This window comes from Pseudomonas sp. GL-R-19 (assembly GCF_019956375.1).
Classification (GTDB): Bacteria; Pseudomonadota; Gammaproteobacteria; order Pseudomonadales; family Pseudomonadaceae; genus Aquipseudomonas.
Window position 1 is genome coordinate 98,596 of the sequence record NZ_JAHBDJ010000003.1, and the last position, 23,592, is coordinate 122,187.

Annotated in this window: 24 protein-coding genes; 12 read left to right on the plus strand and 12 right to left on the minus strand. The window is 58.8% G+C overall.

Translation table 11 applies throughout. From position 1 onward, the window contains the following. Positions 1–149: 149 nt before the first annotated feature. Positions 150–779: a glutathione S-transferase family protein gene (locus KGA83_RS01810; RefSeq protein WP_223527953.1), complete on the minus strand. Its 630-nt coding sequence runs from the start codon at positions 777–779 to the stop codon at positions 150–152. A 366-nt stretch (positions 780–1,145) separates the two neighbouring features. Here KGA83_RS01810 and KGA83_RS01815 point away from each other — a divergent pair, with 366 nt between their 5' ends. Both KGA83_RS01815 and gorA read left to right on the plus strand, forming a co-directional pair. After that, complete coding sequence (locus tag KGA83_RS01815) at positions 1,146–1,367, plus strand: hypothetical protein (RefSeq protein ID WP_223527956.1); 222 nt, start codon at positions 1,146–1,148, stop codon at positions 1,365–1,367. Between the two features lie 59 nt (positions 1,368–1,426). Next, positions 1,427–2,788, plus strand: a complete 1,362-nt coding sequence (gene gorA, locus KGA83_RS01820; protein ID WP_223527959.1) for a glutathione-disulfide reductase — start codon at positions 1,427–1,429, stop codon at positions 2,786–2,788. 68 nt (positions 2,789–2,856) lie between these two features. Here gorA and KGA83_RS01825 read toward each other — a convergent pair whose 3' ends face one another. The 3 genes from KGA83_RS01825 to KGA83_RS01835 all read right to left on the minus strand — a co-directional run bounded on the left by KGA83_RS01825 (position 2,857) and on the right by KGA83_RS01835 (position 4,927). After that, positions 2,857–3,270, minus strand: coding sequence for a nuclear transport factor 2 family protein (locus KGA83_RS01825; protein WP_223527962.1), 414 nt, complete (start codon positions 3,268–3,270; stop codon positions 2,857–2,859). A gap of 121 nt (positions 3,271–3,391) precedes the next feature. Continuing rightward, positions 3,392–3,781, minus strand: a complete 390-nt coding sequence (locus KGA83_RS01830) for a winged helix-turn-helix transcriptional regulator (RefSeq protein ID WP_223527964.1) — start codon at positions 3,779–3,781, stop codon at positions 3,392–3,394. Positions 3,782–3,961: 180 nt separating this feature from the next. Next, positions 3,962–4,927, minus strand: coding sequence for a LysR family transcriptional regulator (locus tag KGA83_RS01835; RefSeq protein ID WP_223527967.1), 966 nt, complete (start codon positions 4,925–4,927; stop codon positions 3,962–3,964). A 336-nt stretch (positions 4,928–5,263) separates the two neighbouring features. Here KGA83_RS01835 and argH point away from each other — a divergent pair, with 336 nt between their 5' ends. From argH to KGA83_RS01875, 8 genes are all read left to right on the plus strand, one after another. Next, entirely contained in the window at positions 5,264–6,691 is a 1,428-nt protein-coding gene (argH, locus tag KGA83_RS01840) for an argininosuccinate lyase (protein WP_223527971.1), read from the plus strand. Between the two features lie 140 nt (positions 6,692–6,831). Next, positions 6,832–7,710, plus strand: coding sequence for an amino acid ABC transporter permease (locus tag KGA83_RS01845; RefSeq protein ID WP_057396441.1), 879 nt, complete (start codon positions 6,832–6,834; stop codon positions 7,708–7,710). Positions 7,711–7,720: 10 nt separating this feature from the next. Then, complete coding sequence (locus KGA83_RS01850) at positions 7,721–8,485, plus strand: amino acid ABC transporter ATP-binding protein (RefSeq protein WP_008001408.1); 765 nt, start codon at positions 7,721–7,723, stop codon at positions 8,483–8,485. A 53-nt stretch (positions 8,486–8,538) separates the two neighbouring features. Further along, positions 8,539–9,363 carry an ABC transporter substrate-binding protein gene (locus KGA83_RS01855; RefSeq protein WP_223527974.1) on the plus strand — a complete coding sequence of 275 codons (825 nt, stop codon included), beginning with the start codon at positions 8,539–8,541 and terminating at the stop codon, positions 9,361–9,363. 162 nt (positions 9,364–9,525) lie between these two features. Beyond that, positions 9,526–10,374: a polysaccharide deacetylase family protein gene (locus KGA83_RS01860; protein WP_223527977.1), complete on the plus strand. Its 849-nt coding sequence runs from the start codon at positions 9,526–9,528 to the stop codon at positions 10,372–10,374. Beyond that, the gene (locus tag KGA83_RS01865; protein WP_223527981.1) at positions 10,367–11,254 is read left to right on the plus strand and encodes a polysaccharide deacetylase family protein; all 888 of its coding nucleotides are present in this window, start codon (positions 10,367–10,369) and stop codon (positions 11,252–11,254) included. The genes KGA83_RS01860 and KGA83_RS01865 overlap by 8 nt, the downstream gene beginning before the upstream one ends. Then, positions 11,251–12,600 (plus strand): MmgE/PrpD family protein, encoded by a 1,350-nt coding sequence (locus tag KGA83_RS01870; protein ID WP_223527984.1) that lies wholly within the window; start codon positions 11,251–11,253, stop codon positions 12,598–12,600. The genes KGA83_RS01865 and KGA83_RS01870 overlap by 4 nt, the downstream gene beginning before the upstream one ends. A gap of 162 nt (positions 12,601–12,762) precedes the next feature. Further along, entirely contained in the window at positions 12,763–13,941 is a 1,179-nt protein-coding gene (locus KGA83_RS01875; RefSeq protein ID WP_223527987.1) for an MFS transporter, read from the plus strand. Positions 13,942–13,997: 56 nt separating this feature from the next. On the opposite strand, the gene ctlX is transcribed toward KGA83_RS01875, so the two are convergent. The 6 genes from ctlX to KGA83_RS01905 all read right to left on the minus strand — a co-directional run bounded on the left by ctlX (position 13,998) and on the right by KGA83_RS01905 (position 18,669). Continuing rightward, positions 13,998–14,921, minus strand: a complete 924-nt coding sequence (gene ctlX / locus KGA83_RS01880; protein ID WP_223527991.1) for a citrulline utilization hydrolase CtlX — start codon at positions 14,919–14,921, stop codon at positions 13,998–14,000. A 174-nt stretch (positions 14,922–15,095) separates the two neighbouring features. Further along, the gene (locus tag KGA83_RS01885; RefSeq protein WP_007974731.1) at positions 15,096–15,575 is read right to left on the minus strand and encodes an Lrp/AsnC family transcriptional regulator; all 480 of its coding nucleotides are present in this window, start codon (positions 15,573–15,575) and stop codon (positions 15,096–15,098) included. Positions 15,576–15,587: 12 nt separating this feature from the next. Beyond that, on the minus strand, positions 15,588–16,349 hold the full coding sequence (locus KGA83_RS01890) for an ABC transporter ATP-binding protein (RefSeq protein WP_223527994.1): 762 nt from the start codon (positions 16,347–16,349) through the stop codon (positions 15,588–15,590). Positions 16,350–16,405: 56 nt separating this feature from the next. Further along, positions 16,406–17,116, minus strand: a complete 711-nt coding sequence (locus KGA83_RS01895) for an ABC transporter permease (RefSeq protein ID WP_218428243.1) — start codon at positions 17,114–17,116, stop codon at positions 16,406–16,408. Further along, a complete protein-coding gene (locus tag KGA83_RS01900; RefSeq protein ID WP_223527997.1) occupies positions 17,113–17,838 on the minus strand; it encodes an ABC transporter permease in 726 nt (241 codons plus the stop codon). Before KGA83_RS01900 ends, KGA83_RS01895 begins: the two co-directional genes overlap by 4 nt. Before the next feature lie 51 nt (positions 17,839–17,889). Continuing rightward, a complete protein-coding gene (locus KGA83_RS01905; protein WP_108216067.1) occupies positions 17,890–18,669 on the minus strand; it encodes a transporter substrate-binding domain-containing protein in 780 nt (259 codons plus the stop codon). A 531-nt stretch (positions 18,670–19,200) separates the two neighbouring features. On the opposite strand from KGA83_RS01905, the gene KGA83_RS01910 reads away from it, so the two are divergent. Further along, positions 19,201–20,247 carry an ornithine cyclodeaminase gene (locus tag KGA83_RS01910; protein ID WP_223528000.1) on the plus strand — a complete coding sequence of 349 codons (1,047 nt, stop codon included), beginning with the start codon at positions 19,201–19,203 and terminating at the stop codon, positions 20,245–20,247. 145 nt (positions 20,248–20,392) lie between these two features. On the opposite strand, the gene KGA83_RS01915 is transcribed toward KGA83_RS01910, so the two are convergent. Next, complete coding sequence (locus KGA83_RS01915; protein ID WP_223528003.1) at positions 20,393–21,505, minus strand: CapA family protein; 1,113 nt, start codon at positions 21,503–21,505, stop codon at positions 20,393–20,395. A gap of 272 nt (positions 21,506–21,777) precedes the next feature. Here KGA83_RS01915 and KGA83_RS01920 point away from each other — a divergent pair, with 272 nt between their 5' ends. Then, positions 21,778–22,599 carry a DeoR/GlpR family DNA-binding transcription regulator gene (locus KGA83_RS01920; protein WP_223528006.1) on the plus strand — a complete coding sequence of 274 codons (822 nt, stop codon included), beginning with the start codon at positions 21,778–21,780 and terminating at the stop codon, positions 22,597–22,599. A gap of 129 nt (positions 22,600–22,728) precedes the next feature. Here KGA83_RS01920 and otnI read toward each other — a convergent pair whose 3' ends face one another. Then, positions 22,729–23,511: a 2-oxo-tetronate isomerase gene (gene otnI, locus KGA83_RS01925; protein ID WP_223528009.1), complete on the minus strand. Its 783-nt coding sequence runs from the start codon at positions 23,509–23,511 to the stop codon at positions 22,729–22,731. Positions 23,512–23,592: the final 81 nt, after the last annotated feature.

A 23,592-nucleotide genomic window follows, 5' to 3' on the forward strand; every position in this document is an offset into this window, starting at 1 on the left:
CTCAATCTGCCAGTATTTTCGGCAGACAGCGACTTTCGCACGTTATGTCTCTGACGGGTATTGCAAAAATACCCATTCGAGGAAAAGAGTTGCGAAACGAAATAGAACAGAGGCTACCGGAATAAGCTCGGCAGCCCCTCAGGATTGATTCAAGCCTCTTGCAAACCCTTCGCTGTACGTTGCATGCCAACGAAATGTGGCATTGCTTCGATGCTGCTCAGCCAGGTACGGACATTCGGGTAGTCGGTGAGTGCGACATTGCCTTCCGGCGCATGGGATACGTAGGTGTAAGCGGCAACGTCAGCGATAGTTGGCTTATCGCCAGCCAGAAACTTGCTCTGCCCCAGCTCTTCTTCCATGACTTTAAGCAAGCCATGAGAACGATTGATGGCATCTTCGGCGTCATAACCGGCACCAAACACGGTGATCAACCGAGCAGTGGCAGGGCCGGAATTTATCTGACCTGCGGCCGCCGACAGCCAGCGTTGAACCTTGGCTTGATCTACTGGATCGCTTGGCAGCCATTGCCCTTTACCGTATTTGGCCGCGAGATAAACCAGAATTGCGTTGGAGTCCGCCAGGACGGTGCCGTTGTCATCGATCACCGGCACCTGCCCAAACCTGTTGCGAGCCAAAAATTCAGGGGTTTTGTGCGCGCCTTTCATCAAGTCTACGAATACAAGTTCGGTTGGTAATCCAAGCAGGGACAGCATCAATTCGACACGGTGAGCGTGACCGGACAAAGGGTGACGATAAAGTTTGATCGCTTGCTGGGACATGACGTACTCCGACTGTTGTTTGAGTTCGACCCGGTTATCGCGTCGATGGGGGGTATCTTCCCCTCTCCTCACAAACACAGGAATTACCAGCATTTACAATCCAGCATTCCGCAGGCTGAAATGATGAATGCCCGTTTACCGAATGACCTGTTTTTACCGGTCCACTAGTGGACAAGTCACCCACGCTCTTGACCACGCGGGTCCGTATCAGCAAGCGCCGGTGTGCTGTCGGCATTGTTTCACCCAGCACAATTAAGTCGTTACAACCCTGCCCATTCTCTAATCCTCCCTTGATGGCGAGACTGACGCCAGAAGCAACTGACCGTTTCCGGTCATTACAGCGTTCTCCATCTTGGGAGTCATCACATGATTGATTTCAATCCCTCCAGCATAAACAGCACCGGGCCGGACTATTCGGTCATGTCGCAGAGCGAGTACGAAAGCGGCTTTCTGCTGCCCCAACTGATGGGAGCACTGGCCAACGATGCCAGATTTGCAACTTTGAATAATTGCTCTCGGCAGACGTGCAGCAGCGGCTTTTTCCTGAAGCTGCGCACCTCGCTTAAACGTGCACTGAAGCTTCGTTGACTTGCCCATTAATGATTTTGGATAGCCAGTGGCTGTTCACTCCTTTTTAGAGAAATGAAATGACCTACGACTTTGATTTGTTTGTAGTTGGTGCGGGCTCCGGTGGTGTACGAGCAGCACGTTTTGCCGCAGGGTTTGGTGCCAAAGTGGCTGTTGCCGAAAGTCGATACCTCGGAGGTACGTGCGTCAACGTAGGTTGTGTGCCGAAAAAGCTTTTGGTCTACGGCTCGCACTTTGCCGATGACTTCGAACAGGCCGAGGGCTTTGGCTGGACCGCTGGCAAAGCACAATTCGACTGGGAAAAGTTGATTGCCAACAAGAACCGCGAGATCGAGCGACTCAATGGCATCTACCGCAAGCTGCTGATCAACAGCGGCGTGACGTTGCTAGAAGGTCACGCACGCCTGACCGATCCCAACCACGTCGAAGTCAATGGGCAGATCTTCAGTGCCGAACGCATTTTGATTGCTACTGGCGGCTGGCCGCAAATTCCGGATATCCCTGGTCGCGAGCACGCCATTACCTCGAACGAGGCGTTCTTTCTCAAGCAACTGCCTAAGCGCGTTCTAGTTGTCGGTGGTGGCTATATCGCCGTTGAGTTTGCCGGGATCTTCAATGGTCTGGGCGCTGACACGCGTCTGCTGTATCGCGGCGATCTGTTTTTGCGTGGGTTTGATAATTCTGTCCGGAGGCATCTGGTGGAAGAACTGACCAAGCGCGGACTGCAATTGGACTTCAACGCAGGCATCGCTCGTATCGACAAGCAGCCAGACGGGAGCTTGTTGGCGACACTTGACGATGGGCGTCAGCTTGAAGCCGATAGTATTTTCTACGCGACTGGCCGGCGGCCGATGCTCGACAATCTGGGCTTGGAAAACACCCGCGTTGAACTCAACGAGAAAGGCTACGTTGTGGTAAACGACAACTTCGAAACCCACGAACCATCGATCCTGGCGTTGGGTGATGTGATTGGTCGAGTTCAGTTGACCCCAGTAGCTACGGCGGAGGGTATGGCAGTCGCTCGTCGTCTGTTCAAACCCGAGCAATACCGTCCAGTGGACTATCGGCACATTCCTACCGCAGTATTCAGCCAGCCCAACATCGGCACGGTCGGTTTAACCGAGGAACAGGCGCTGGAGAATGGCCACAAAGTGACAGTCTTCGAGAGCCGCTTCAAACCGATGAAGCTAACCCTCACGCAATCATCCGAGCAGACGCTGATGAAGCTGGTGGTGGATGCTCGTACTGATCGAGTACTGGGCGTGCACATGGTCGGTCCGGATGCCGGGGACATCATTCAGGGGCTTGCTATCGCTCTGAAGGCTGGTGCCACCAAGCGCCTGTTCGATGAAACCATCGGTGTGCATCCTACTTCGGCAGAAGAGTTTGTGACCTTGCGGACACCTGTCGCTGGCAGATGACGGTGGTCGGCAAATCGGGTAGTTTCTCCGACACTCCAACTGCCGGAGAACAGCTATCTCAGCTTGAATTACTTGACTCGAGCGGCCTGCGATACTGCGAATGTATCCTCGAGCATTTTGAAACTGCTGATGAGCCCGTTGCTGATTTCGAGCACCAGTACAAAAGACGTCTCAATAAGCTTGCCCGTTGCGTTGACGCGCGATGCGAGCGCCCCCTGGATCATCGCACGATGTTCATTCGCCAAAATATCCTCAACAACAAGACTCTCGCTCGTGAGCAGTGTCGCGGTATCTCTCACGAAATTAACGATCGCCTCTTTGCCTTGCTGCTTGCCGAGCCAAGGTAGCGCTCCAACGTCACCCGCAATCTCCCACTTCGCATCCTCTGCGAAAAGGAGGGCCAATGCATCCGCGTCACCAGTGCCCAGCTTCTGCAAAAAGTCTTGTGCGAATTCCAAATTGGCTTGCCCGTTCATCGTCATTGAGTCTCTAGTCGTTTTGAAGACTGCATTGTCGAGTAACGAAAATGGATTTCCTAGTACGCACCATTTGGTAAGTGCCCTACAAAGGTCCAGATCGAGATCGTCGAATGAGCCCCTCCACCTAACCTTTGTCCAACGCGCTGAAGATCAGGTCGTCCTTTGCGGTGTTGGTATTACGTACCCTGGCAATCGCAGCGATGACATCCATGTTTTGCGTACCCCATTCGCAAACAGGTTGTAGCGCACGTCCCATTTCGATGCCAAAGGCTTCCAACTCATATTCGACGTGCGGCGGCATCATCTGAAAATCGATGCGACGCACCAATCCATCACGAATCATCTCCTTCAGCTGCTGACTCAGTACCTTTTCGCTGACGTCGCCAACAAGTCGCCTCAGTTCGCTGAAGCGTCGCGGTTGCCCGCTCAGGTGGAACAAAATCAACAGCTTCCACTTTCCGCCTACCAGATTGAGCACGGCTTCCAAACCGCACCCGAATGGCATCTGTGTCATACCTTTATCTCCACTTCAAAACCTTCGATCAACGCTACAAACCTAGCTGTTAACCCGATGGCTCAGTATCCGGGCAGCGTTCATATACCAAGTTGCTGCAAGTGTTGAAGCCTTAAGCCTGGTCCAATCATCCCCATTGGCCGCCAGTGTTCATTAGTTAGTGTTCAACGCGGTGAACAATCAAACCGAGGCTTTTAAATCCACGCCCAGTGCCTGGGCAAATGCCTTCACCAAGGGGCTGCGCACAGTGTTATGGCGCAAGATCAGACTGAACGGCGTGACGATGTTGATCAGGTCCGGGCACACCGCGCGGAACTCTCCCCGCGCCACCATCGGCGCGGCGTAATGCTGGGGCAGGAACCCCAGGAAACGCCCCGTCTTGATCAGTAGCGCAACGGCCTCCACCTGGGTTGCCGAGGCGGAAAAGCTGTCGTAGTGGGCGAATTTCAGTTTATCGCGATGAATCGCGTAGCGATGGTTGATGCACTCGTAATCCTTGAGCACATTACCCCCCATGTCCGCGTCCGCCATGGAGAACAGCGGGTGGCCGAGAGCGCAATAAACCTCCGAGCGTTCTTCGTATAGCGCGTAGTAATCGAACTCTTCGCGCTTTTGATAAATCGGCACAATTCCCGCCACTAACCGCCCTTCGACGACACCTCTTTCAACCTCATCAAGTTGCGTTGCCTGAAGTTGAAATCTAACCTTGGGAGATTGCTCGTTAATACATCTAAGCGCGGCAACTAACGGCGAATTGGCGTCAGAAATTGTGTTATCAATAACCCCCACGCCAAGGTCACCGACAAGTTCGTTTTGCGCTGAACTAAGGCGGTCGCGAAAGTTGTCGACCGAGGCAAATAAGTCTATCGACGCCTGATACACAAGACGCCCTTCTTCCGTCAGGTGAAAGCCCTCTCGCCCCCGCGTGCAAAGGCGCATGCCGATACGGATTTCCAGGTCGGAAATCTGTTTGCTGATGGCTGCCAGCCCCACATTCAGCTCATTTTGCGCGGCACTGAAGCCACCTGCCTCGACCACGGCCTTGAATACTTTGAGCAGTTTGAAGTCGAGCCCACTGAGGGCTAACGGTGCCCGTTGCAGCGTTTTCGGCGGCGGGTTTCCGGAATTGGAAAGTGGGGTTTCCATAATGCTTATTTACCTCTGGTGCCCTATTAAACAATCTGTGCCCAACAACAAAAAATAGCTGACTTAATAATAATGAACACAGAAAACCAGGTTTGGCAACCGCCAATAAATCCCGAATATCAGTGCCAAGTCACTGATCTCAAATCATTAAAAGCTGACACTTCGATGTAGGAGCTGCCGAAGGCTCGGGCCGCGTTCGGACGATCTTTTGATCTTGATCTTTTATGGGCCAACCAAGATCAAAAGATCGCAGCCTACGGCAGCTCCTACCTGAAATATCGCTTGCGCGTGACGGCATACCCCTTTCAGCTCGCGTTACCGACGAGGAAAACAACAATGTCTCAAACCACCGACCGTCTCTGGGGTGCTCGCTTCAAAAGCGGCCCGTCCGAAGCCTTGGCGGCCCTGTCCCGTTGCCCTGAGCGCTACTTCCGGCTCACCCCGTACGACCTCGCCGGCTCCAAGGCCCATGCCCGGGAACTGCAGCGTGCCGGACTGCTGAGCGAGCAAGAAACCCAGACCATGCTCGACGCCCTGGAACGTATCGGCGCGGACTTCCGCGCCGGCAGCATCGCCCCGACCCCGGACGACGAAGACGTTCACACCTTCATCGAGCGCCTGCTGACCGAACGCCTTGGCGCCCTCGGTGGCAAGCTGCGCGCCGGCCGCTCACGCAACGACCAGACGGCCAACGACCTGCGGCTGTTCCTGCGTGACCACGTGCGCACCCTGGCCGTTGAAGTGCTGGGCCTGCAGCAGGCGCTGGTGGACCAGGCCGAGCAACACATCGAGAGCATCTGCCCCGGCTTCACCCACCTGCAGCAGGCACAACCGATTGTGTTTGCTCATCACCTGCTGGCCCACGCCCAGTCGATGCTGCGCGACGTGCAGCGCCTGGTGGACTGGGACGCGCGTACTTCGCTGTCGCCACTCGGTGCGGCAGCCATGGCTGGCTCGGCTATCGCTCGTTTACCTCAGCAATCGGCAAAAGAAATGGGCTACAGCGGTGTTTGCGAAAACTCCATCGACGCCGTGGCCAGCCGCGATCACGTTGCCGAGTTCCTGTTCATCGCCAGCATGCTTGGCATCAACATCTCGCGCCTCGCCGAAGAGTTTTGCCTGTGGTCGTCGCGGCAATTCCGCTGGGTCGCGCTGGACGATGCCTACGCCACCGGCAGCTCGATCATGCCGCAGAAAAAGAATCCGGACATCGCCGAACTGGCGCGGGGCAAGGCGGGTCGCCTGATCGGCAACCTGACCGGACTGTTGTCCACCCTCAAATCCCTGCCGCTGTCCTACAACCGCGACTTGAGCGAAGACAAGAACGGCGTGCTCGACAGCGTCGACACCCTGCTGCTGGTGCTGCCGGCCATGGCCGGAATGGTTGCGACCATGACGGTCAACGTCGAAGAGTTGCGTCGTCAGGCACCGCTGGGCTTCACCCTCGCCACCGAAGTTGCGGACTGGCTGGCGGTGCGCGGCGTGCCGTTCAAGGAAGCTCACGAAATTACCGGTGCGTTGGTCCAGGCTTGCGAGAAACACGACATCGAATTGTGGGAAGCCTCCCCGGCACTGCTGGCGGAAATCGACCCGCGCCTCACACCGCAAGTACGCGAAAGCCTGACCCTCGAAGCCGCCATCGCCGCCCGCAGCGGCTGGGGCGGGACCGCGCCACAGCAGGTGCGCGAACAGATCGGCCGCCTGAAAACCGCCCTTGCCGCCCAGCAGCGATGGACCGAGGACTATCAGGGCTTCCGCCTCTGACCCACAACGCAAAACCTTGCAGGAGCGAGCTTGCTCGCGATGGAGGCACAGACACCGCGGGGTGTCAGGCAACCAGCGTCATCGTTGACGACCATCGCGAGCAAGCTCGCTCCTACAGATAACGTGTACGGAGAACCACCATGAGCCAGACACAGGCAGAACGACTCCAGGCGGAGCGCAAACTGGCGGAAAACCAGTTCGACATCACCCAATACGATCATGTGCCCCGGCGTTACTACGGGCGGATTTTCTTCGCCACGGTGATCGTCATCGCCATCATCGGCCTGGTGCGCGCCTTCGCCGAAGGCAAGATCGAATGGTCGTACATCGGCCAGTTCCTCACCTCCCAGGCGATCATGTGGGGTTTGCTCAACACCATCGTCATGGCGGTGCTGGCGATGGCGCTGGGCATCGTGTTCGGCGTGATCACCGCGATCATGCGCATGTCGGCCAACCCGATCCTGCGCTATGTGGCGCTGACCTACACTTGGCTGTTTCGCGGTACGCCGCTGATTCTGCAACTGCTGTTGTGGTTCAACCTGGCGCTGATCTTCCCCACCATCGGCATCCCCGGCCTGTTCGAAATGGACACCGTGAGCCTGATGACCCCGTTCGTGGCGGCCCTGCTTGGCTTGAGCATCAACCAGGGTGCCTACACCGCTGAAGTGGTGCGTGCCGGCCTGCTCTCGGTGGACACCGGGCAGTATGAAGCCGCCAAGTCGATCGGCATGCCGCGCTTGCAAGCGCTGCGCCGAATCATTTTGCCCCAGGCCATGCGCATCATCATTCCACCCGTGGGCAACGAGTTCATCGGCATGGTGAAAATGACCTCGCTGGCGAGCGTCATCCAGTACTCGGAACTGCTCTACAACGCGCAGAACATCTACTACGCCAACGCCCGCGTGATGGAGCTGCTGATCGTCGCCGGCATCTGGTACCTGGCCACCGTCACCGTCCTGTCCTTTGGTCAAAGCCGCCTGGAGCGTCGATTCGCCCGCGGCGCCGGCAAGCGTTCCTGAGGAGCCGCACATGAGAAGCATCGTCAAGGCCGTGAGCCTGAACAAGTACTACGACCAGTTCCACGCACTCAAGGACATCAACATCGAGGTCGAGCAAGGCGAAGTGCTGTGCATCATCGGCCCGTCCGGCTCCGGCAAGAGCACCTTGCTGCGTTGCGTCAACCAGCTGGAAAAAATCGACAAGGGCGGCCTGTGGGTCGACGGCGAACTGGTGGGTTACCGGATCGTCGGCAACAAGCTGCACGAACTCAACGAAACGCAGATCGCCCGCCAGCGCCTGTCCACCGGCATGGTGTTCCAGCGTTTCAACCTGTTCCCGCACATGACCGTGCTGCAAAACATCATCGAAGGGCCGTGCCAGGTGCTCAAGCGCTCACCCAAAGAGGCGAATGAAGAAGCCCTGGAATTGCTCGCCCGCGTCGGTCTGGCCGACAAACGCAACAGCTACCCGATCGAACTGTCGGGTGGTCAGCAGCAACGTGTCGCCATTGCTCGTGCATTGGCCATGCGCCCCAAGCTGATGCTGTTCGATGAACCCACTTCGGCACTCGACCCGGAACTGGTCGGTGAGGTGCTGTCGGTGATGCGCGATCTGGCGCAGACCGGCATGACCATGATCGTCGTCACCCATGAATTGGGCTTCGCTCGCGAGGTTTCCAACCGCATGGTGTTCATGGACGGCGGGCAGATCGTGGAGGCTGGAAGCCCCGAAGAAATACTAATAAGTCCGCAAAACCCTCGCACCCAAAGCTTCATTTCTGCCGTTCGAACCTAAGGGCCTGGCTCGCAAATCAAGAGCTGCCTCACAACACTCATAAGAGAACGACCATGAAGAACTTCGTTATTCCAGCAGTATTCGCCGGCGTTATGGCATCCGGCTTCACCTTCGCGGCCCAATTGCCGGCCAGCATCGAGGCCAAGGGCGAGATCGTCGTAGCGATCATGCCGAACTACCCGCCGATGGATTTCAAGGACCCGGCCACCAACACCCTCACAGGTCTGGACTATGACTTGGGCAATGCCCTGGCCGAACGTCTGGGTGTGAAGATCAAATGGCAGGAAACCGGGTTCGAGCAAATGATCAATGCCCTGACCACCGACCGCGTGGACATGGTGCTGTCGGGCATGACCGACACCGCTGAACGTCAGGCCAGCGTGACCTTCGTTGACTACTTCACCAGCGGTCCGCAGTTCTACACCCTGCAGAAAAACAAGGACACCCACGAAATCGTCGACCTGTGCGGCAAGAAGGTCGGTACCAGCCGCCGTACCACCTTCCCGGCGGAAATCGCTGAGTGGAGCAAGGCCAACTGTGAAGCCGCCGGCAAGCCTGCGATCAATGTGATCGGCACCGAAGGCTCGGCCGACGCCCGTGCGCAACTGCGCCAGAGCCGCATCGACGCGGCCATGCAGGGCAGCGAAACCCTGCCCTACCTCAAGACCCAGGAAAAGGACATGTACAAAACCGTGGGCCTGCCGATCTCCGAGCAGTACTCCGGGATGGGCGTGAGCAAGAAAAAACCTGAGCTCAGTGAAGCGTTGAAGGTTGCGCTGCAGAGCATGATCGATGATGGCAGTTACCAGGCGATCCTGAAGAAGTGGGATCTGGAACTGGGTGCGATCAAGACGGTGACGGTGAACGCCGGGAAGTAACCAACCAACTCAAATCCATTGTGGAAGCGAGCTTGCTCGCGATGGCGGTGTATCAGTCAATGAAGATGTTGAATGTACTGGCCTCATCGTCGGAACGCCGCCCGGAGCAAGCTCGCTCCCACAGGGTCTTGTGATTGTTTATAGATCGTCGGAGCACTAACGATGTCCTCCTCACCCCAACCATCCTGGCCAGGCCGGCACAAAGCCTGCCTGGCCCTGGCCTTCGACCTCGACGGCCCCACCGGCGATGCCATGCTCAACGGCTCGATCTGGCGCAAGCCCGAGTATTTCGGCTTCGGCGGTTATGGCCCGTACCGGGCGCTGCCGCGGATTCTTGATCTGCTCGACGAATTCCGTCTGCCGACGACGTTCTTCGTCCCCGCCTGGGTCGTGGAAAACTGGCCGAAACAGTGTCAGGCGATTGTCGAGCGCGGGCATGAGGTGGCTTACCACGGCTACAAACACGAATCCTTCTACGCCCTGACGCTGGAACAGCAAAAGGACGTGATGAAGCTGTCCCGCGAGGTGTTCTGGAAGCACCTGCATATCCGCGCCCAAGGTTTCCGCACGCCGTCCGGCGACTGGCGCGCCGAAACCCCGGCGATGCTGGTGGAGGCCGGCGTGACTTACTCCAGCAGCATGCGCGGCGATGACCGACCCTACCTGGTGAATGTACCGGGCCACGCCACGCCGCTGGTGGAAATCCCCGGTCGCTGGGAAATGGACGACTACGCCTCCATCGCCTATACACGCGCGCCGGACTTCCCTTCGGGGCTGGACCGCACCGCCAGCTACGCCCTGACCCTGGACAACTGGTGCCGCGAATACGACGGAGCCATGGATGAAGGGCTGTGCCTGACCACCCTGTTCCACCCCAAGATCACCGGCAAACCAGGACGCATCCTGTTGCTGGAAAAACTCTTCGAACACATGCGCCAACGCGACGACGTCTGGTTCGCCACCTGCCGCGACGTCGCCCAGTGGTGGCTGAAGGAACATCACCATGGTTGATTCCACTGTCTGGCCCAAGGGCTACCGCTGCGCCGTGGTACTGACCGTCGACTACAACGACATCCACGGCATTCTCACCCAGGCCCCGCAAGTTGCCGGACGCGACAAGACCCTGTCGGTCTGGCGCTACGGCACCCAACGCGGCGTCGAGCGTTTGCTCGCTTTGTTCAAGGAGCTCGGTGTTTCCAGCAGCTGGTTCGTACCCGGTATCGTCGCCGAGGAAAACCCCGGGCATATCCGTGCGATCCAGGCGGGCGGGCATGAGATTGCCTGCGCCGGGTATCACCATCAGAACTACGACACCCTCGACCTCGCTGCGCAGGGCGCCGACATCGCCAAAGGATGCACGGCGTTGACGGCGCTGACCGGTCAGCGTCCCACCGGTTTGCGCATCCCCGCCGGCAACGGTGCGCCGGGCTTCATCGAGGCGTTGAGGGATCAAGGCATTCGCTGGTCGTCGTCCTGGCGTGGTGATGACTTGCCGTTCGCTCACCCGACCGCGCCCGACGTGATCGAGTTGCCCCTGCATTACGAGCTGGAGGACGAACCCTACTTCGCCTTCAATCTCAGCCCGGCGGTGCCACCGGCGCAATCGCGGATCGCATCCTACAGCCACACCCTGAGCAACCTGCAAATGGACTTCGCCGGGTTTCATCGCTTCGGCCTGTGCTACGTGTTGCGCCTGCATCCGGAAGTCATCGCTACGCCGGGACGCATTGGTGTGTTGCGTGAATTGCTTGAGGGGATTTTGCAGCACGATGACGTATGGATCGCTACCGGTGCTGATGTCGCCCAGTGGTGGGCACAATCCGCAGTGCCGATCACCGAAGATCATCCGGCGTCGGTGTATGAGCGGCATTATCGGGACTACGTGCTATGACCGAGCGCATGCAACGACTGGCGAAATTTTGCGTGGATACGCGTTTCGAGGACCTGCCGCCCGCACTAGTGGAACAAGCCAAGCGCCACATCCTCGATACTGTCGGCGCGACCCTCGCCGGGGCAGACAGCGAAGTCGCGAAAACGGCAAGGCAGGTATTCGAAGACGAAACGGGCGACACCCTGGTCTGGGGCACTCGCCAGCGGGTCGGTGCCGCTCAGGCAGCCATGCTCAACGGGATCGCCGCCCATGCCCTGGAACTGGACGACACCGGTGGCTGCGACCACTCCGGCGCCGTAGTGCTGCCGGCGGTCATGGCGGCGGTGTCGATGGCCGGGCACCCGGTGACCGGCGGCGAGTTCATCACGGCCGTGGTGATCGGTTACGAAGTCGGGCGCCGGGTACTCGAAGCCTGCGGTGGCTACTCAACCCATAACGGCGCTGGCTGGCACTCCACAGCGACCTGCGGGGTGTTCGGCGCAGCGGCGGCCAGTGCACGGATTTTTCGATTGAATGCCGGGCAAACCTTGTCGGCACTGGGCATCGCCGGCAGCTTCAGCGGTGGCTTGTGGGCTTTCATCCACGACGGCTCGCAAAGTAAAAAACTGCACAGTGGCCGGGCCGCCGAAGGTGGGTTGCTGGCGGCGCGGTTTGCGCAGCAGGGCATCAGTGGTCCAACAAGGTTGTTCGAGGATGTTTGGGGCGGTTTTTTGCAGACACTTGCCAGCGCCACCTCAATCCCCGAAGCACTGGATGCCGATCTCGGTGCCGTATGGAAACTCGCCCGCTGCTCGATCAAGCCCTATGCTTCGTGTCGCGGCACGCATTCGGCCATCGACGGGTTGGGGCTTTTGCTCGACCAATTGAATGTGCCAGTCGATCAGGTCGAAGACATACAGGTTTCGCTGTGCAGTTTTCTCAAAGACATGTGTGGCGGCCAGGATGTCGGCACCCTCGCGGCGGCGCAGATGAGCTTGGCGTATGCACTGGCAGCACGGCTGGTACATGGCCATTGTCGATTGCAGGCCTATGACGATGAAGCGCGCAACGATCCACGCATTGTCCAGTGGATGTCACGCATTCGCCTTGATGTGGACCCGCTACTGTCCGAGGATGGCGAGCCAGTGGTGACTCTGCGGACCGTGGACGGTCGGCAAGCGAGCCTGTGCGTTGAAGTGCTGTTGGGCGCGCCGGGTAATCCGCTGAGTGATGTGGCGCTGGAGGAAAAGTTTTTCAGTTTGGCGATGCGGGTCATGTCCCGGGAACGGGTTGAGGAACTGCTCGGGCAGTTGTGGCGGATTGAAGAGCTGGAATCGGTGCGCTCGCTGGATCGTTGGCTGGCTTGATGTTTGTGCCATCCGCAAAGGCCTCTTCGCGGGCAAGTCGAATCGTCGCACCACCGCTCCTACAGGACTGCTGCGCTTTTGTGGGAGCGAGCCTGCCCGCGATGGCAGCGACACGATATTGCGGCGAACACCAACCATCTGAACAAGGACATTTGCACCACCGTGGCCACTTACTCGCTCGTTATCCGCCGCTTGATGATCGTTTCACTGACCATCGTGGTCAGCCGCGCCATCACCAGCCCCTTGCTCACGCTGTTCCTGAGCAACAAGCTGGGCCTCAACCAACAGGACGTTGGCTTGCTGCTCGGTATCGCGGTGTTCATCGCCACCCTGCTGGCTCTTTACGGCGGCTATATCATCGACCGCCTGGAAAAGCGCCGGCTGTTGATCCTGGCGATGTTCTCCAGCGCCATCGGCTTCGTGCTGCTGACCTTTGCCGAAAACCTCTACCTGACCACCGCCACCCTGGTGATCACCGAGACCGCGTCAGCGCTGTTCCTCATCGGCTCCAAAGCGATCCTCAGCGAAAACCTGCCCATGGGCCAGCGAGCCAAGGCATTTTCCCTGCGCTACACGCTGACCAACATCGGCTATGCCACAGGTCCCATGCTCGGCGTGGTGATTGCCGGGGTCTATCCGATCGCACCGTTCCTGATTGCCGGTGGCATCGCGTTCTTCAGCATCTTCCTGATGATAGGCATTCCCGAGGATTCGGCGCAGCCACCCGCCATTGGGCAACCCCAGAGTTTCCTGAAAACCCTGGTCACCCTGAAAAACGACCGCACCCTGATCATGTTCACTTGCGGCTGCCTGTTCAGCACCGTGGTGCACGGGCGTTTCACCCTCTACTTGTCGCAATACCTGCTGGTGACCCACGATTCCAGACGCGCCCTGGAAATCATGGCCGCCCTGCTCGCCTGCAACGCCATCAGCGTGATTCTGCTGCAGTACCAGATCGGCCGGTTCCTCAATCGCGAGAAGCTGCGCTACTGGATTGCCGCGGGCACCAGCCTGTTCATCCTTGGCCTGATCGGCTTCAGCCTGGCCGACAGTATGGTGAGTTGGTGCGTGGCGATGTTCATCTTCACCCTGGGTGAAATGATCATCTACCCGGCCGAATTCCTCTTCGTCGACACCCTGGCCCCGGAAGAGCTACGCGGCAGCTATTACGGAGCCCAGAACCTGGCGGCCCTCGGTGGCGCCCTGAGCCCGGTGATTTGCGGCTTTCTATTGATGCACACCCCCGCGCCCACGATGTTCTATGCCTTGAGCACACTGACCGCAATGGGTGGGCTCCTGTGCTTCATGAGCGGTCGTCGGGTGGCTATAGTGCAAAAATAATGCACTGGAACTGCATTACCATGAACCTTTCAGTGGCACGAGCCTGTGGTTGAATATCAGCGGGACGAATGTTTGGGTAGGAACACTTCGGCCAGCATGCAGCGCGCGCTGCCGCCACCGATGCGCTCGATGGTGTCGATGTTCACCGGCAACGGCGTGGTGTGGGTTTCGATCAAGCGACGCTGATCGGCGTCCAGCGATTGCCAGGCGGTGCGCGACATCACCAATAGCGGCTCGCCCGCTGCGTTGTGCACTTGCAGCATGTTGCCGGCAAAGGACTCCAGTTGCGCCCAGTTCAAGTCGATGAGCTGTTTGCCGCTGGATTCGAGTCGGTTACGCAGCGCCGCACGTTCACCCGGATGGGCCACGGACGCCAGGCAAGCGACGGCCAGGCGGGTGCCGACACTCATCATCACATTGGTGTGATAAATCGCCACGCCCTGGCGGTCCACCGCGTTGAATGCGCATAGCTCATAGCCCAGATGACTGACCAACTGATCCAGTGCCCGGGCGTGGGTGCGAGTCGAGTACCCGGCGTAGCAGATCCGCTGTTGCCGATCCAGGACCATGCTGCCGGTGCCCTCGAGGAAAACCTCCTGCTCTTCGAGGCTGGACAGGTCCAGCACCTGCTCGACCCGGTATTCGCCCAGCAACCCGTCGAGTACACCTTTGTCCCGCTCCAGACGCCGGTTGTGGCCTTGCATCGGGTACAGGACCAAGGTGCCATCCGGGTGGCTGCTCCACCAGTTGTTGGGGAAGATCGAGTCCGGGGTATGCGGCGCTTCGCGATCATTATGCACCAGGACCTCGACGCCGTGCCGACGCAACGCGTCAACATAGCCATCGAACTCGGCAAGGGCCTTGAGTTGTACGTCTTCGGCAACGGTTGCCGGACGCTGGAAGCGGTTGTTCGCCGCCGTGTCCTGATTGAAGGAGAAACGTGTCGGGCGAATCATTAATACCGTGTTGGTGGTTTGCATGGGCACAGACTCAATGAGGGGCGAGAGAGGCTCATTGTCTGTTTCGAGGTGGAAAAAACCCGGTTGATAACGGCTTTTTCGGTGATGAAAACGGCTGAAGATTGCTGGTTGCCCAGCCGATTCGGCGGGGCTGAAAAACAAAAAAAATCGCTGCTTTGGGCAGCGATTCTTGTCTTACTCCATGGTGGTCTTGACCATCGCCAGTTCCGGGTGGCTGACCAGTTTGTCGATGTGCAAATCCGGGTCGTCGAACCAGACCTCGGTCAACACCCGGTAATGCTCCATGTCACGGCAGCGCATGCGCAGGCTGTAATCGAACGCGCCGCTGATCAGGCGACATTCCAGCACCTGCGGGCAGGCCCGAACCTTGGCTTCGAAGGCCTTTTGCGCCGCGCGTCCGCTCTGGTTCGACAACGCCACCAGCACCAGCAGCGACAAGCCCGGGGTCAGTTTCTTCTCATCGAGAATCGCGCCATAGCCGCGAATGACCCCAAGCTGTTCCAGCTTGCGCACCCGTTCCAGGCAAGGCCTGGGGGTCAGGTGCACGCGTTCGGAGAGCTTTTGATAGGTGATGCGTCCTTCGTGGCGCAACACTTCAATGATTGCCTGATCGATACGATCAAGCACGATCGACAGATCGCGGATATCCGCCATGTACGCCTTGCCTCACTTCAAACGACCCGATAGAAATTGCTGCAAACGTTCACTGTTTGGCCGGTCGAGTATCGTAGCATCACCCTGCTCCTCGACCCGCCCCTGATGCAAGAACAACACCTGGCTGGAAACCTGTCGGGCAAACCCCATTTCGTGGGTCACCATCAACATGGTCCGGCCTTCTTCGGCCAGTGCCTGAATGACCTTCAGCACCTCACCCACCAGTTCCGGGTCGAGCGCCGAGGTTGGCTCGTCGAACAACAGGATTTCCGGTTCCACCGCCAGGGCACGGGCAATCGCCACCCGCTGTTGCTGCCCGCCCGACAGGAACGCCGGGTATTGATCAGCCACCCGTTGCGGCAAGCCGACTTTGTCCAGATACGCCCGTGCGCTTTCTTCAGCGGCCTTGCGGCTCATGCCCAGGACTCGACACGGCGCCAGCACAATGTTTTCCAGCACGGTCAGGTGGCTCCACAGGTTGAAATGCTGGAACACCATCGCCAGTCGCGTGCGCAAGCGCTGCAACTGCTTCGGATTGGCGACACGCATGCCACCGGCGCCTTGACGGGTGAGGACTCGCTCGCCATCCAGAGCAATAGCGCCTTCGTCGGCTCGCTCCAGAAAATTGATGCAGCGCAGCATGGTGCTTTTACCCGAACCGCTGGCGCCGATCATGCTCACCACGTCCCCTGCCCGTGCGTTTAACGAGACGCCCTTGAGTACTTCGTTGTCACCAAAACGTTTATACAGATTTTCAACGGTGAGTTTGTACATGCGAATACTCCTGGAGCGGCACACTTATCGGCGCCGCTCTGGATAAAGAGTGGAAGTCAGTGGGCCGGGCCGAGAAAGCTGAGCCAGCGTTTTTCCGCCAGGCGGAAGGCACCGACCAGCCCGAACGAGAGCGTGAGGTACAGCAGACCGGCAATGCCGAAGGCCTGAAAGGTCATGAAAGTCGCGGCGTTGGCATCCCGGGCAATTTTCAGGATGTCCGGAATCGTTGCGGTAAACGCCACTGATGTCGCGTGCAACATCAGGATCACTTCGTTGCTGTAGTACGGCAGCGCGCGGCGCAGCGCCGAAGGCAGGATCAGTTGCAGATACAGGCGCCAGCCACTGAGGCCATAGGCATGTGCCGCTTCGATTTCACCGTAGGGAATGCTGCGGATCGCTCCGGCGAAGATTTCCACGGTGTAGGCGCAGGTGTTGAGGGTGAACGCCAGCAAGGTGCAATTCATGGCGTCGCGAAAAAACGCTTCGAGCAATGGCTGCGAGCGGACCACGGCGATGCCGTAGATCCCGCTGTAGCAAATCAGCAGCTGGATATACAGCGGCGTGCCGCGAAAGACGTAGGTAAACAACTGGACCGGCCAACGCAAAACGCCCAAGCGCGAGACGCGCAAGATCGCCAGGGGCAACGACAAGAAAAAGCCCATGGCAATACTTGCCACCAGCAGCCACAGGGTCATCGCCAACCCGGTGAGGGTCTCGCCGTCGCTGAACAGAAAGGGCTTCCAGTATTCGGCAATCAACTCGATCATCGCGCCATCCCCCGTACACCCTGGTTGTAGCGCCGTTCCAGCACGCGCAAAACGTAGTTCGAAGCGCTGGTGATCAGCAGGTAAAGCGCTGCGGCCAGCAACAGGAAATCAAGCATATTGAACGTGCTTTTGCCGGCCTCCTGCGCGACCTTGACCAGGTCCGACAAACCGATGATCGATACCAGCGCCGTGGCCTTGAGCAGCACCAGCCAGTTGTTGCCAAGGCTCGGCAATGCAAAACGCATCATTTGCGGGAACACCACGAAACGAAAACGCTGCCAACGGTTCAGACCAAAGCACGCCGCGGCTTCCTGTTGCCCGCGCGGCACACTCAGAATCGCCCCGCGAAAGGTCTCGGTGAAATACGCACCGTAGATGAAACCCAGGGTGATGATGCCGGCCACGAACGGGTCGATTTCCATGTAGGGCCATCCCATGGCCTCGGTCAGGGCGCTGAGCCAGCCTTGCAGGCTGTAGAAAATCAGCAGCATCAGTACCAGGTCGGGCACGCCACGGATCAGCGTCGTGTAAAAGGTCGCCGGTAGATTCAGCAGTTTCAGCGGCGACAGCTTGGCCGCCGCGCCGAGCAGCCCCAGCGCCATGCTCACCACAAGCGCGAGCGCCGACAGTTTGAGGGTGACCCAGGTGCCGTGCAGCAACAAAGGGCCATAGCCTTGCAGGGCCGAAAGGTCGACCCCGATTAGATTCAGGAAGGAGTTCACGCCAGTCACCTGTCTTGATGCACCCCGGTCGCTGCGACCGGGGCGCGAGGATCAGTTGTTGTAGAGGTCCAGGTCACCGAAGTGTTTCTGCTGGATCTGCGCATAGATGCCCTTGTCGTGCAGGGCCTTGATGGCGGCATTGAGCATGCCTTTGAGCTCTTCGTTGTCTTTGCGCACGCCAATGGCGATTTCCGCCGGCACCAACGGGTCGCTGATGCCTTCACTGTTCTGGAAGTCCGCCCCTTGTGGCGAGGTCAGGAAACTCATCTGCGCTTGCAGCTTGTCCTGGATCGACGCATCGAGACGGCCAAATACCAGGTCGGCATAGACCTGATCCTGGTTCTGATAGGCCCGCAGTTTCACCCCGCCCGGCCCCAGCTTGGCCTTGGCGTAGGTTTCCTGAATCGTGCCCTGCATGTAACCGATGGTTTTTCCACGCAGCGATTCGGCGGTCGGCAGCAGTCCGGAATCCTTGCGGGTGACGATGGCGGTCGGTCCGGCGTACAGGCGATCGGTAAAGTCGATCTGTTTTTTGCGCGCGTCGGTAACGGTCATCGAAGATTCGATGGCATCGAACTTACCGGCCTTGAGCCCCGGAATCAGCCCGTCGAAATCATTGCTGACCCACACGCAGGTCAACTTCAACTCGGCACATATTGCATTGCCCAGATCCACGCCGAAGCCCTGGACCCCGCCATCGGCCGTGGTGGATTCAAAAGGTGGGTAGCTTGGGTTGACGCCAAATCGCAGCTCCTTCCATTCCTTGGCACTGGCGCCCGTGGTGCAGCACAGCAACGCGAGTGCCGGCAAAGTCAGCCATTTGATGTTCATTTTCTTGAGTCCCGGATTATTTGGATTTATCGCGATCCGGCGCCTGCGTCGGACCACACTTTTTGACAGGGGCAGAGAGTCGATGCGGTCTTCACCGCAGCCGTTTTTGTTGTTGTTTTCGACCGGAAGCAGCCAGTCGCCGGAGTTGCACTCCATCTCAAGCAGCGATCAACAAGCGCTTGAAACGGACCGTCAGAATGCCAATTGCCGGGAGGGTTCTGGTGTCGTAACCCCCGGCTCAAACAGCGTGCCTGTGCTGAACGAAAAGCTTACACAGCCGATTCTGTCGTCGCAGCCAGTCACTGTGTCTGCGCTTGAAGGGAGCGGCACAGGCACGTGCCTGTCTTTGCTGCCGTCTTAATCTGCATGACGATACTGCGGTGACTGTCACTTCGCCGATTGCGCTGTGCGCTCGCTGTTTTTCGACTTTTCTTGCTGTATCCCGGGTCAGTAATGGCCGAAACCTTCTCTGCATTGCCTCGACAATAGTCCGGACCGGCACACCAAAAAAAACGCCCAAAGGAACCCAATATGACCCGTTACATTGACGTCAATGATCTGAGCCGCCTCGTCCAGGAAAAAGGCTTGCCTCGTTGCCTGATCGAAATGGCCGAGTACATCCGTCAAGACTACGTACGCTGGCCGGATTTCGAAAAATGCGCGCGCCTGGCGAACCACTCACCCGAGGGCGTCATCGAGCTGATGCCCGTGTCTGATGCAGCGCTCTACGCCTTCAAGTATGTCAATGGACATCCGAAGAACACCCACAATGGTATGCTGACGGTCATGGCCTTTGGTGCACTGGGGGACGTCGATACCGGCAAGCCTGTCTTGCTGAGTGAAATGACGCTAACGACCGCCATTCGCACCGCTGCCACTTCTGCGCTCGCTGCCCGCTACCTCGCCCGACCGGACAGTCGCCGAATGGCACTTATCGGCAACGGCTCACAGAGCGAGTTCCAGGCCCTGGCCTTTCATACATTGTTGGGCATCACTGAAATCAGTCTCTACGACATCGATCCTGCCGCGACGGCGAAGCTGGTAGCCAACCTGCGGGCCTACCCCGCCATACAGGTGAGTGTTGCCAAAACCGTCGCAGAAGCGGTACGGGGGGCCGATATCGTGACCACGGTCACGGCCGACAAGGCCTACGCAACGATTTTAACACCTGAGATGATTGAGCCCGGGATGCACCTCAACGCAGTGGGCGGCGACTGTCCCGGCAAGACCGAACTGCACCGGGACATCGTCGAGCGTGCGCGGGTCATGGTTGAGTACGAGCCGCAAAGCCGCATTGAAGGCGAAATTCAACAGATGCCCGTCGACTCACCGGTTATCGAATTCTGGAAAGTCATCAATGGCCAGACTCAAGGTCGCCAGCATGCCGAGGAAGTTACCTTGTTCGACTCGGTCGGCTTCGCCATCGAGGACTACTCCGCCTTGCGCTATGTGCTGGATGTGGCACGAACGCTCGACATTGGCAGCGACATTCAGCTGGTGCCAGAGCTGCACGATCCCAAGAACCTGTTTTCGCTGCTGCAGCCTTCGGCAACTGACGATGTAAGGCTTCGGGCTTAATACCTAAACGCTGCGCCCCTGTGGGAGCGAGCCTGCTCGCGATGGACGTTAACGATAACGCGTGTTTTCTGAATAAACGCGCCGTCCTTCAGTCCATCGTCGGAACGCCGCCCGAAGCAATCGAGTGTCGAGTCGCCAAAGGGGCTCACCAACGCAACTCGAAGGCATTTTTCGCGCCCGGCTGGATGCTGCTGCCCAAACGTGCGCACTCGCGAGAAAGGGTGTCGTGCAGCCATTGACGGTCATCCCCTTCGGCGCGACAGAGGCGAAAGCGCCGCAGGCGGGTGGGTATCAAGTCCAGCGACTGCAGGTGCCCGCCCGGGTCCAGCGAGGCAAAGTATAAAAGCCCCAGGTCGCCGCGAAAGGCTGTGTAGCCCTCGATGCCTTCGTAATCGTTCAGAAGATCACCGCAGCCATAGAGAATCAGGTGTTCGCGGTACACCTCGATGCCTTTGACGTGGTGCGAGGAATGCCCGTGCACCACGTCAACTCCAGCCTCGTCGATCAAGGCGTGGGCGAACCGGACTTGCTCGCGCGGGATATCGAACCCCCAGTTGCCGCCCCAATGAATGGAGGCGAGCACCAGATCCCGCGGTTTTTTGCCCTCCAGAATCCGTTTGGCCACAGGGCGCAGGCTTTGCATCGACAGATCCTCCAGCCGCGCGACGCCCGCGCGCTTATCCGTGGCGGCCCAGTCCGACGCTATGCCGCTGTCGGGTGCGCCGAGGCCAAACACCAGCAAGCGCCGCCCGCCAGGCAGCAGCAACACGGCGGGCGCTTCGGCAGATTGCCGGTTGTGGCCGGCGCCGGCGCTGCACATACCATTGCTCGCCAGGGTATCTAGCGTATCGGCCAGGCCGGCTGCCCCCCAGTCCAGCACATGGTTGTTGGCCAGCACGCAGCAGTCGATGCCGGCTGCACTGATGAGCGGGAAGTTCTCCGGGCTCATGCGGTAATTGATGCCCTTTGGCTCCGGTCGTCCGCGTCGGGACACCGCAGTTTCCAGATTGATGATGCGTGCGTGTGGCTGGCGAAGTTCGAACTCATCCAGCGCAGCGCCCCAGACATAGGTGAAATCGACTGGGCGGGGAATCGAACCATTGACTCGTTCTGCCAGCCGGACGTAATCGCCGGCATTCTTGACGTAAGCTTCGTAAAGCCGCGGATCGCCAGGATGTGGCAGTACTGTGTCGATGCCGCGGGCAGTCATGACGTCGCCGCAGAGAAACAGCTTAAGCGTATCGGTAACAGCTGCCATGGCACCCTCCCGAATATAAGTCGGGGGGATGTTTCCATCCCCCGGCTTATTATTACGCTGAAATAGACAGAACGACTTCTGAACCTCTACTCGGTTGCTCTTCATATGCGACTGATAAAGCTCATTGGCAATGGCGATATCCTCCAGCCCCAGTCCGGTCGAGCGAAAGAAGAATGTGCTCGACATCTCCTCCCGCTACTGATCCGGCCGCAGATTCGCTACTATGATTCCCCGCCTTCCTTGTCTGCGGATTTCTTCATTCTGGAGCTCGAATGCCTAGTCAAAAGGACATCGCCGCCGAAAGCGGCGCACCGATGATCCCTGAACAGCGCCGTGAATTGATGCTGCGCCAGTTGCGCAAGCATCAGGTGCTGAGCGTTCATCAATTGATGGAAATGTTCGACTGTTCGCACATGACCATACGCCGCGACATTGCGTTGCTGGAGCAGGAAGGTCGCGCTTACTCGGTAACGGGTGGGGTGCGGATTGCCAGCCAGCTGCACAGTGAGCCCAGCCATCAGATCAAGGCGGTGGTCGAGTTGCCGCAGAAGCAGGCCATGGCCAGGCTCGCCGCCCGGCTATTGCATGCCGACATGACGATTTACCTGGACGCAGGAACCAGCACGCTGGAAATTGTCCCCTACATCAAGGCGCTGTCCGGCATGACCGTGGTGACGAACGACTTCGGCATTGTGCAGGCACTGATCGAAGCGCCCCATGTCACGGTGATTCATACCGGCGGGCAACTGGATCACTCCAATCAATCGTGCGTGGGCGGCCTGGCGGTTGCCACCTTGCGTCAAGTGGTCACCGATATCGCGTTCATATCGACCAGCTCATGGGATTTGCGGCGCGGCCTCACCACGCCTTCGGCGCTGAAGGTCGAGGTCAAGCAAGCCGCGATGCAATCGGCTGCGCAAGTGGTGCTGGTGGCCAGCAGTTCGAAGTACGGCACCTTCAGTATGTACAGGATCGCCGGGCTCGAGCAGTTCGACATCATCCTCAGCGACGACGCATTGACCCCTGCCGCGGCCGATGGCATCCGCAAGCAGGGTGTCGAACTGTTGCTGCCGGCTGACCATACGCCAGCGTGAAACGACGGGCTCCTGGCCTGATTTGTAGGAGCGAGCTCGCTCGCGATGGAGCTGAGGGCGACGTGTTTATCCAGGAAACACGCGGTATCGTTAACGTCCATCGCGAGCAAGCTCGCTCCTACAAGTTTCTTAACGCGCCTTCCAGTCGCGCAACCACTGCAAGCCGGCAGACGTGTTGCCTCGCGGCCGGTATTCGCACCCTACCCAGCCGTCATAACCCAACTGGTCGATCAGCTCGAACAGATAGGGATAATTGACTTCCCCCAGGTCCGGCTCATGCCGGTCGGGCACGCCGGCGATCTGGATATGGCCGATACCATCGAAGTCGCGACGCAGTTTGGTGGCCAGGTCGCCCTCGACGATTTGGCAGTGGTAGCAGTCGAACTGAACCTTGAGGTTACTGGCGCCCACTTCCTTGCAGATGGCCTGGGCCTGGTCCTGGCGGTTGAGGAAAAAGCCTGGCATGTCCCGCGTATTGATCGGCTCGAGCAATACGGTGACGCCGGCCTTGGCCGCACGGGCGGTGGCGTAGGCGAGGTTTTCCAGGTACACGCCGTGATGCCGCGGGCGTTCGCTTTGCGACGGCAACAGCCCGGCCATCACATGGATGCGTGAATTGCCCAGCACACCGGCGTATTCCAGGGCGCGATCAAACCCGCTACGAAATTCACTCTCCCGGCCGGGCAACGACACTATGCCCCGCTCCCCCGCCGCCCAATCACCGGGCGGCGCGTTGAACAGTGCCTGTACCAGGCCGTTGTCGCTCAAGCGTTGCTTGAGTTCTGCAGCGCTGTAGTCGTAGGGAAACAGATACTCCACCGCTTCGAAACCATCGGCAGCGGCGGCGGCGAAGCGATCCAGAAACTCATGTTCCGGGTAGAGCATGCTGAGGTTGGCAGCAAAACGAGGCATGGTAGCTCCTATAGATGGCTTTTTTGTAGGAGCCGAGCTTGCTCCGGGCGGCGTTCCGACGATGGACTCAAGAGAGACGCG

Bases quoted from the DNA above. Each gene is read 5' to 3' on its own strand.
- KGA83_RS01810 (WP_223527953.1), bottom strand. From the start codon at position 779: ATGTCCCAGCAAGCGATCAAACTTTATCGTCACCCTTTGTCCGGTCAC.
- KGA83_RS01815 (WP_223527956.1), top strand. From the start codon at position 1,146: ATGATTGATTTCAATCCCTCCAGCATAAACAGCACCGGGCCGGACTAT.
- gorA (WP_223527959.1), top strand. From the start codon at position 1,427: ATGACCTACGACTTTGATTTGTTTGTAGTTGGTGCGGGCTCCGGTGGT.
- KGA83_RS01825 (WP_223527962.1), bottom strand. From the start codon at position 3,270: ATGACGATGAACGGGCAAGCCAATTTGGAATTCGCACAAGACTTTTTG.
- KGA83_RS01830 (WP_223527964.1), bottom strand. From the start codon at position 3,781: ATGACACAGATGCCATTCGGGTGCGGTTTGGAAGCCGTGCTCAATCTG.
- KGA83_RS01835 (WP_223527967.1), bottom strand. From the start codon at position 4,927: ATGGAAACCCCACTTTCCAATTCCGGAAACCCGCCGCCGAAAACGCTG.
- argH (WP_223527971.1), top strand. From the start codon at position 5,264: ATGTCTCAAACCACCGACCGTCTCTGGGGTGCTCGCTTCAAAAGCGGC.
- KGA83_RS01845 (WP_057396441.1), top strand. From the start codon at position 6,832: ATGAGCCAGACACAGGCAGAACGACTCCAGGCGGAGCGCAAACTGGCG.
- KGA83_RS01850 (WP_008001408.1), top strand. From the start codon at position 7,721: ATGAGAAGCATCGTCAAGGCCGTGAGCCTGAACAAGTACTACGACCAG.
- KGA83_RS01855 (WP_223527974.1), top strand. From the start codon at position 8,539: ATGAAGAACTTCGTTATTCCAGCAGTATTCGCCGGCGTTATGGCATCC.
- KGA83_RS01860 (WP_223527977.1), top strand. From the start codon at position 9,526: ATGTCCTCCTCACCCCAACCATCCTGGCCAGGCCGGCACAAAGCCTGC.
- KGA83_RS01865 (WP_223527981.1), top strand. From the start codon at position 10,367: ATGGTTGATTCCACTGTCTGGCCCAAGGGCTACCGCTGCGCCGTGGTA.
- KGA83_RS01870 (WP_223527984.1), top strand. From the start codon at position 11,251: ATGACCGAGCGCATGCAACGACTGGCGAAATTTTGCGTGGATACGCGT.
- ctlX (WP_223527991.1), bottom strand. From the start codon at position 14,921: ATGCAAACCACCAACACGGTATTAATGATTCGCCCGACACGTTTCTCC.
- KGA83_RS01885 (WP_007974731.1), bottom strand. From the start codon at position 15,575: ATGGCGGATATCCGCGATCTGTCGATCGTGCTTGATCGTATCGATCAG.
- KGA83_RS01890 (WP_223527994.1), bottom strand. From the start codon at position 16,349: ATGTACAAACTCACCGTTGAAAATCTGTATAAACGTTTTGGTGACAAC.
- KGA83_RS01895 (WP_218428243.1), bottom strand. From the start codon at position 17,116: ATGATCGAGTTGATTGCCGAATACTGGAAGCCCTTTCTGTTCAGCGAC.
- KGA83_RS01905 (WP_108216067.1), bottom strand. From the start codon at position 18,669: ATGAACATCAAATGGCTGACTTTGCCGGCACTCGCGTTGCTGTGCTGC.
- KGA83_RS01910 (WP_223528000.1), top strand. From the start codon at position 19,201: ATGACCCGTTACATTGACGTCAATGATCTGAGCCGCCTCGTCCAGGAA.
- KGA83_RS01915 (WP_223528003.1), bottom strand. From the start codon at position 21,505: ATGGCAGCTGTTACCGATACGCTTAAGCTGTTTCTCTGCGGCGACGTC.
- KGA83_RS01920 (WP_223528006.1), top strand. From the start codon at position 21,778: ATGCCTAGTCAAAAGGACATCGCCGCCGAAAGCGGCGCACCGATGATC.
- otnI (WP_223528009.1), bottom strand. From the start codon at position 23,511: ATGCCTCGTTTTGCTGCCAACCTCAGCATGCTCTACCCGGAACATGAG.